Annotated in this window: 7 protein-coding genes and 1 pseudogene; 4 read left to right on the top strand and 4 right to left on the bottom strand. The window is 69.4% G+C overall.

Going from position 1 to position 6,792, the window contains the following annotated elements; translation table 11 throughout:
• Both murJ and ACWCSD_RS44275 read right to left on the bottom strand, forming a co-directional pair.
• Positions 1 to 1,031 (bottom strand): murein biosynthesis integral membrane protein MurJ (gene murJ, locus ACWCSD_RS44270; RefSeq protein WP_449924296.1); only part of this gene is annotated, 1,031 nt, incomplete at its 3' end.
• 91 nt (positions 1,032 to 1,122) lie between these two features.
• Positions 1,123 to 2,892 carry a right-handed parallel beta-helix repeat-containing protein gene (locus ACWCSD_RS44275; protein WP_449924299.1) on the bottom strand — a complete coding sequence of 590 codons (1,770 nt, stop codon included), beginning with the start codon at positions 2,890 to 2,892 and terminating at the stop codon, positions 1,123 to 1,125.
• On the opposite strand from ACWCSD_RS44275, the gene ACWCSD_RS44280 reads away from it, so the two are divergent.
• The 3 genes from ACWCSD_RS44280 to ACWCSD_RS44290 all read left to right on the top strand — a co-directional run bounded on the left by ACWCSD_RS44280 (position 2,879) and on the right by ACWCSD_RS44290 (position 5,220).
• Positions 2,879 to 3,181, top strand: a complete 303-nt coding sequence (locus ACWCSD_RS44280) for a hypothetical protein (RefSeq protein ID WP_449924302.1) — start codon at positions 2,879 to 2,881, stop codon at positions 3,179 to 3,181. The two genes, ACWCSD_RS44275 and ACWCSD_RS44280, sit on opposite strands and share 14 nt — an antisense overlap.
• A gap of 142 nt (positions 3,182 to 3,323) precedes the next feature.
• Positions 3,324 to 4,121 carry a hypothetical protein gene (locus ACWCSD_RS44285; protein ID WP_449924305.1) on the top strand — a complete coding sequence of 266 codons (798 nt, stop codon included), beginning with the start codon at positions 3,324 to 3,326 and terminating at the stop codon, positions 4,119 to 4,121.
• A 91-nt stretch (positions 4,122 to 4,212) separates the two neighbouring features.
• Positions 4,213 to 5,220 carry an RNA polymerase subunit sigma-70 gene (locus ACWCSD_RS44290; protein ID WP_449924308.1) on the top strand — a complete coding sequence of 336 codons (1,008 nt, stop codon included), beginning with the start codon at positions 4,213 to 4,215 and terminating at the stop codon, positions 5,218 to 5,220.
• 54 nt (positions 5,221 to 5,274) lie between these two features.
• Here the strand turns inward: ACWCSD_RS44290 and ACWCSD_RS44295 are convergent, their stop codons facing one another.
• Together ACWCSD_RS44295 and ACWCSD_RS44300 are read right to left on the bottom strand one after the other, a co-directional pair.
• On the bottom strand, positions 5,275 to 5,859 hold the full coding sequence (locus tag ACWCSD_RS44295) for a dihydrofolate reductase family protein (protein WP_449924311.1): 585 nt from the start codon (positions 5,857 to 5,859) through the stop codon (positions 5,275 to 5,277).
• Positions 5,860 to 5,930: 71 nt separating this feature from the next.
• Positions 5,931 to 6,503 carry a hypothetical protein gene (locus tag ACWCSD_RS44300; protein WP_449924314.1) on the bottom strand — a complete coding sequence of 191 codons (573 nt, stop codon included), beginning with the start codon at positions 6,501 to 6,503 and terminating at the stop codon, positions 5,931 to 5,933.
• A 96-nt stretch (positions 6,504 to 6,599) separates the two neighbouring features.
• Here ACWCSD_RS44300 and ACWCSD_RS44305 point away from each other — a divergent pair.
• Positions 6,600 to 6,792: pseudogene (locus ACWCSD_RS44305) on the top strand (serine/threonine protein kinase); the annotation flags it as partial.

The raw sequence follows: 6,792 nt of genomic DNA on the forward strand, positions 1-6,792 counted from the left end.
GTCAGCTGCGGCCCGAGCACGATCAGAGCCGCGGCGACGGGAACCAGGACCACGCCGGTGAGCCGCAGACTCCGGGACAGGTCGGCGGTCACCCGGGCGAGGTCACGATCGGCCGCCGCCCGGCTCATCCTGGGCAGGACCGCGGTGATGACGGTGACCGCGATGACCGCGTAGGGCAGCTGGAACAGGGTGTAGGCGTTGGAGTGGACGGCGACGGCGCCGGGCCCGGCCTGCGAGGCGATCCGGGTGATCACGAGGAAGACGGCCTGGGCCGCGGCCACGGACGCGATGGTCCATCCGGCCAGGGCGACGATACGCCGGACGCCGATGCCCCGCGGATCGGCGCGCAGTCGCAGCCGGAACCCGGTTCGCCGGCTGACCACGACGAGGACCGTCATCTGGGCGGCGACCCCCGCGCTGGTGCCGATCGACAGGAGAAGCACCTGGACGCCGGTCAGCGACTCCAGCTTTCCGGTGCCGCCGATCAGCAGGAAGACCGAGGCGGTGGCGATGACGACAAGGTTGTTGGCCACCGGCGCCCACATGGGCGAGACGAAGCGGCTGCGCGCGTTGAGGATCGCGGCCAGGGTCGCGCTCACCCCGTAGAACAGGATCTGGGGCATGAAGTACCGGGTGAACACGACCGCCAGATGCCGCTGGTCAGGGCTGAACCCCGGAACGTAGAGGTCGACGACGAACGGCGCGGCGACGATCGTCACGATCACCACGGCTCCGAGGCCGTAGACCACCAGCGACAGCAGCCGCTGGGCGAACAGGTCGTCGTCGATGTCGCGGTCGGCGGCCGTGCGGACCAGCAGCGGGACGAGCACGCCGGCCAGCGCGCCGCCGAAGACGAGCTCGTAGACGGTGTTGGGGGTGACGTTCGCCGCGGTGTAGGCGTCCAGCAGCTTGGTTCCCAGCCCGAGCGCGGCGACCAGCGCCAGCGTGCGGACGAAGCCGGTGGCCCTTGAGACGAAGGTGGCGATCGCCATCGCCCGTCCCGTCCGCATGAGCCTGGGTTGATCAGGCATGGGTGATCTCCTCCGTCTGCGCTTCGGTGCCGGAACGGCGGCGTCGGGACGAGGCCCCCCGTCGGAGGGGCCTCGGTGTTCTTCATGCCTACTACGTTTGCGCGGCCCGCATCGCCACGTCGTCGATCCGGAACGCGGACCCGGTGGGGGCGCTCCAGACGAAGGTCCAGTCGACGCGGGTCGCGCCCGCCGGCGCGGTGAACGTGCCGGCCGCCTCGGTCCAGGCCGTCTTCTGAGGCAGGGGGACGGGGTCGGTACGCAGCACCGCGCCGTCCTCGTCGCGCCAGCGCACGTTCCAGGTGACGGTGGGCATCGTGGCCGCGGCCTCCCGGTACCACAGCGACACGCGGTAGCTCTTGCCGGCGATCACCCCGCTGTATCCGGGGTACTTGTCGAGCGCCACCGCGCTGCCCGACCCCTCGGTGCTGGTCAGCTGGAGCGAGCCCGTGCCGCCGTGCGCGTCGCCGGTCCGGTGCGCCAGGCTGGAGCCGTACCACGCGGAGTAGGGCGCCGTCGAGACGTCCTCGAAGGTCTGCTCGGTGATCGGCGGCACCTCGGGCGCCTTGCCGTCGAACGTGCTGCCGGCGTCCTGGCCGTACTGGGGGCCGACCCACTCCGCGGCCGTGACGCGTCTGCCCATGTCGTAGATCCTGAACTGCCACGGTCCCGTGTAGGTGTTGTCGTGCCAGGAGTTGTTCGACTGGAAGACGATCGACTTCTCGATCTTCTCTCCCAGGTACGGGGACCACTCCGGGTGCGCCGTGCCCCAGTTGGACAGCAGGCTCATCTGCCCGCAGTACTGCGTCGAGCAGCCGCCGCCGACGGCGCCGGGGTCGAAGGAGAAGGTGTTGTGGTGGATGTCGAGGTTCTTCGTCCACCAGCGGCAGTCGGTGTAGAGCGGCTCGTCCTTGATGGCCGGCGGCGCGCACTTCGAGGTGTTGGCCGGCCCGACGATCAGCGTGCAGTCGCTGGTGGTCGAGGCGGCGCTGCCGCAGAACCGGTCGGCGTTCGCCCACGCGGTGATGCCGCCCCAGTTGTTCTCCAGCAGGTTGCCGGTGACCTCGATCTTGCCGGTCCGCGCCGGGATGCGTGGCTCGCCGTCCGCCTCGGACAGGTAGATCGCCCCATCGGGGAACGCGTCGCCCTTCGCCGCCCGCTCGGCACCCGCCTTCCAGGTGTTACGGCGGAGGGTGTTGTTCCGGATCACCGCGTTGTAGCTGATCTCGTAGAAGATCCCGATCGACTCGTTGTCCTCGATGAGGTTGTTCTCGAGGAGGAAGTCGTTGTTGTTGGTGTCCGCCCAGATCCCCGGGCCGTGGTTGTGGTGCACCCAGTTGCCGGTCACGTCGGCGCCGTTCACCGCCCAGAACTTCAGGCCGCCGGTGCAGCCGCACCCTTGGCCCTGGTGCTCCCAGTCGTCGGTGTTGTTGCCCGTGACCTCGTTGTCCGCCACCACCAGGCCGGTGATGTGGTCGCCGTGCTGGGACGCGTTCAGGCCGAGCTGGCCGTTGTCCTTGATGCAGTTGCCGCGGATCTGGTTCCTGGCCCCGGCCATCAGCGCCGCGCCGGAGTTGTCGCGGAACGTGTTGTGCTCCACGACCCAGTCGTCGGCGGCGCTGTGGTTGACCACGGCCTCCTCCTGCGGCGCGACGAACCCGGTGACGGTCAGGTACCGGATGGTGACGCCGGTCGCCGTGTCACCGAAGGCGTACTGGTTCACGCCCTTCCCGTCCAGCACCGCGCCGGGCGCGCCGATGAACGTCGCGTTCTCACCGGGCAGGATCTGGGCGTATTGGGCTTGTTCCAGGGTGTGCGTGCCGGTCTCGAAGTAGTACGTGGTGTTCGCCTTGCGTAAGTTCACGCCGCTGTTGTCGCCCGCGGGCACCACCTCCGCGCCGGCGGGCGGTGTGGTCGGACCGTTCAGCGACGCGCTTCCGCAGACCGCGGCCTTCGCCGTCGCGATGGCTGTTCTGGTTGCCGTCGTCGCCTTGGTCGCCGGATCGCCGGCGTCGCCACTCGCCGGCGTCGCGCCGCCCATGACGACAGCGGCGAGCGCCACCAACGCCATTGGCCACGTTCTTCTCATTCATCTTCTCCTCGGGTTTCGGCCAGCCTTTACTGCCATTGACTGCTGGCCGTCGTCACTGTAGCCCGCGTCCGCTCACAAGATCGAAGCTTGGACAAATTGGACAAATTACTGCCCAACCGAGCCCCCACCCGCCCGCTCCTCATGCACGTGGTTGCATCTGGTCCGTGTTCCGGACGTGATCCGATCGCGGCAGGATCACCATCATGAGGCGGATGATCACGACTTTGGCGGCCTGTGCCGCCCTGCTGGCGGGCGCCGCTCCCGCGCAGGCAGTGAGCAAGGATCCCGTGCGGGCGCTGAAGGCCGTTCTGGGGGCCGGGCACGGCGTGCGTTTCACCGAGACGACCACCCTTTCGGGTGGCGCCGGCGAACGAGCCGAACGCCGGCGCGAGGGGGTCTTCGCATTCGACGCCCAGGGCCGCGTCAAGGCCCTGGACGTCACCACTACCGGAGGCGAGCACGGGCGCGAACGTGTCATCGGCTTCAACCACGACATCGGCGGCACCAGCTATCAGTCCGGCGGCTTCATCGGGAAGTGGCTGAAGAAGGGCAAGAGCTGGTGGAAGGACAATCACCGGCTGCACCTCTGGCACACCGAGTTGCTCGGCTACGACGAGCAACTCGTCAACCCGGCCGAGCCCGCGACCCTGGCCGCCCTGCTGAAGAACGGACGGCGGAGCGGGGATACCGTCACCGGCACGATCACCTTCAAGAAGCTTTCACCGGTTTCCCGCTGGGCGGGGCACTCGACCCACGCAGGGTGGAGTCCGAACGGGAGGCTCGCCTACACCGTCACGCTGACCTCCGCGGGCCTGGTCAGCAGGGTGCAGAGCACGTTCACGTTCGCCGCCGGCCTCGACGAACTGGTGGGCAGGGCCCTCCACGTCGACACCCGCTACAGCCGGTGGGGCGACAAGGCATCGATCACGGCGCCGGACCCCCGCGAGACGACCACCGAACTGTGCATCGAGGGCAACTGCCATTGGCGCCTTCCGGGCTGACACCGAGGCCCTGGCGGTGCACCGCTCAGAAATCCTCCGCCACGTCGTCAGTACTGGCAGCCCCTCGCCACCCGCGGAAGGATTGACGACCATGACCGACGCCAGACTGGCAGGCGACGACGAAGCCACGTTCATCGCGGTGGCCCGCTCGCACGACGCGGCCCGGTTCGCGCTCATCACGGAGCCCTACCGGCGCGAGCTCCAGGTGCACTGCTACCGGATGCTCGCGAACTACGACGACGCCCAGGACATGACGCAGGAGACGTTCCTGCGGGCGTGGCACAAGCGGGAGTCGTTCAAGGGCCACGCCGCGCTGCGGACCTGGCTGTACCGGATCGCGACGAACGCCTGCCTCGACTTCCTGGACAAGCGCAACGACCGCACACCCGTGCCGGCCGAGCTGCCGGGCGCCGGCTCGGAAGTGCGCCACCTGCAGCCCTACCCGGACCGGATGCTCCCTGAGGATCCGCAGGAATCGGTGGTGGCGCGGGAGACGATCGAGCTGGCGTTCATCGTCGCCGTCCAGCACCTGCCGCCGCGGCAGCGAGCGGTGTTCATCCTGCGCGACGTCCTCGGCTGGCCGGCGTCGAAGGCCGCCGGCGCCCTGGAGCTGACCGTCGCATCGGTGACCAGCGCGCTGCAGCGGGCCCGCGTGACGGTGCGCGAGCAGCTGCCCGGCCGCCGCCTCGACTGGCGGAGCCCCGCCACGCACGAGCTGTCGCGTGACGAGCGCGGCGTGGTGAAGTCGTACATGGACGCCCATGAACGCAACGACCTCGACGGGCTGACGGCCCTGCTCCGCGACGACCTGCGCTTCACGATGCTGCCCGACCCCGGCACCCTGGTCGTCACGGCGAAGGACGCGGTGGACGGCTGGGTCTCCCATGGGCTCTTCCAGCGCGGCTACGACGACTGGCGCTGCATCGCCACGACGGTCAACCTCATGCCCGCCGCCGCGCTGTACCTCCGCACCGCCGACGGCCCGGAACACCGTCTGTTCACCATCGCGGTCCTGCGCATCGCCGACGGGAGGATCGCCGAGCTGACCGGGTTCGACGCCGCCGACAAACCATGGCTGGGCCTGCCCGCGACGCTGTGATCGGACAGGGCCGGCGTCACCGTCGTCCTCGTCTTCGGCGCGTCGGCCCTGTGCTCATCGCCGCGTCTCGTACCGGGTCAGCACCACGCCGCCGGGAAAGGTGCGCGTCTCGACCAGGTTCAGCTTCACCCAGCCGTCCAGCGCGGTGAAGAACGGCGTGCCGCCGCCCACCAGGACCGGATGGGTGACGATCGCGTACTCGTCGATCAGCCCGGCCCGCATGGCCGCCGCGGCGAGCGTCGCGCCGGCGATGTCCATCGGGCCGCCGTCCTCGGCCTTGAGCCTGGTGATCTCGGTGACCGCGTCGCCGGTGACCAGGCGGGTGTTCCAGTCGACCTTGTCGATCGTCGACGAGAACACCACCTTCGGCATGTCCCGCCAGAGGCGCGCGAACGCGATCTCCGCCGGAGTGGCGCCGGGCCGCTGGTCGGCGGTCGGCCAGTGGGGGCTCATCGCCTCCCACAGCTTGCGGCCGTACAGCGTCAGCTCGCTCGCCCGCATCTGGTCGTACCACCACTGGAACAGCTCGGCGCTCGGCGACGAGTCCGGCCCCTCCCCCACACTCCAGCCGATGTCGTCGCCGGGCGCGGCGATGTAGCCGTCCAGGGTCACGTTCATGCCGAAGATCAGTTTCCGCATCGTGCCGGCCTTCCGTGAGTCGATGTCACGTGTGTACAGACGGGCGCGGCGCGGAAACCTCATCGGCAGGATCAGAGCCGGATGCCCTTGATGATCTTCGTCAGCCCCGGCACGAGAGGCGGGGTCGCCATCACGGTGACGACGACTCCGGGGCGCTCGACCCAGCCCGAGTACACACCGGCCCCGAGCGCGCCGTCACCCCCCTGGCGAAGCACCTCGCGATCGCCGATCTTCGTGGTGGTCGTGTCACCGGAGAAGGTCCCGATGCGGAACGGCGCGTTCTTGAGCTGCGCCACCGAGGTCGCCTTCGGCCAGCACACCACCCTGACCCACAGCGACCGGTGCCGGCGGCTCATGTCGTCGCGGTCGTCCGACCACTGGTAGCTGTACTCGACCATGCCGTCGTGCTTGTTGACGAGGACCTGCCCGTAGGTGAAGCCCTTCGGGATGTGGTTGACGCGGACCCCCTTCATCGCCGCCGCGCCTCTCGCGGGCTTGTCCACCTTCGCGGCCGACGAGCGCCGCACGTCCGCCTTGGAGGGGGCGGGACAGCCGGGACGCTCCGCCGCCTGCGCGGGGAGGGCCACGAGAGCTGCGGCAACGGGGAGCACGGCCAGGGCGGCAAGGTTGTGAATCTTGTTCATGTCAGGGTTGGATGCGTCCGGATCAAGAAGGGTTCGGCACTCTTTTCGCGGCATTTTGGGCGGAACTTCATCCGTGATGAGCGCATCAAACCCAGCGTGTTGATCGAAGGAGACCCTCAGCGGCTCGGCCGCTACTGGCTGGCGGGGCGGCTCGGCGCCGGCGGCCAGGGCGTGGTGTACGAGGCCTACGCCGAGGACGGACGCCGCGTGGCGATCAAGGTGCTGCACGGCGATCAGGCGGCCCAGCTCGGCCGGGAGGCGGCGGCCGCCCAGCGGGTGGCCTCGTTCT

Source organism: Nonomuraea sp. NPDC001684 (genome assembly GCF_053596515.1).

What these genes read in the sequence shown, in the direction of transcription:
- ACWCSD_RS44295 (WP_449924311.1), bottom strand. Translation starts at nt 5,859, where the DNA reads ATGCGGAAACTGATCTTCGGCATGAACGTGACCCTGGACGGCTACATC.
- ACWCSD_RS44285 (WP_449924305.1), top strand. Translation starts at nt 3,324, where the DNA reads ATGAGGCGGATGATCACGACTTTGGCGGCCTGTGCCGCCCTGCTGGCG.
- ACWCSD_RS44300 (WP_449924314.1), bottom strand. Translation starts at nt 6,503, where the DNA reads ATGAACAAGATTCACAACCTTGCCGCCCTGGCCGTGCTCCCCGTTGCC.
- ACWCSD_RS44290 (WP_449924308.1), top strand. Translation starts at nt 4,213, where the DNA reads ATGACCGACGCCAGACTGGCAGGCGACGACGAAGCCACGTTCATCGCG.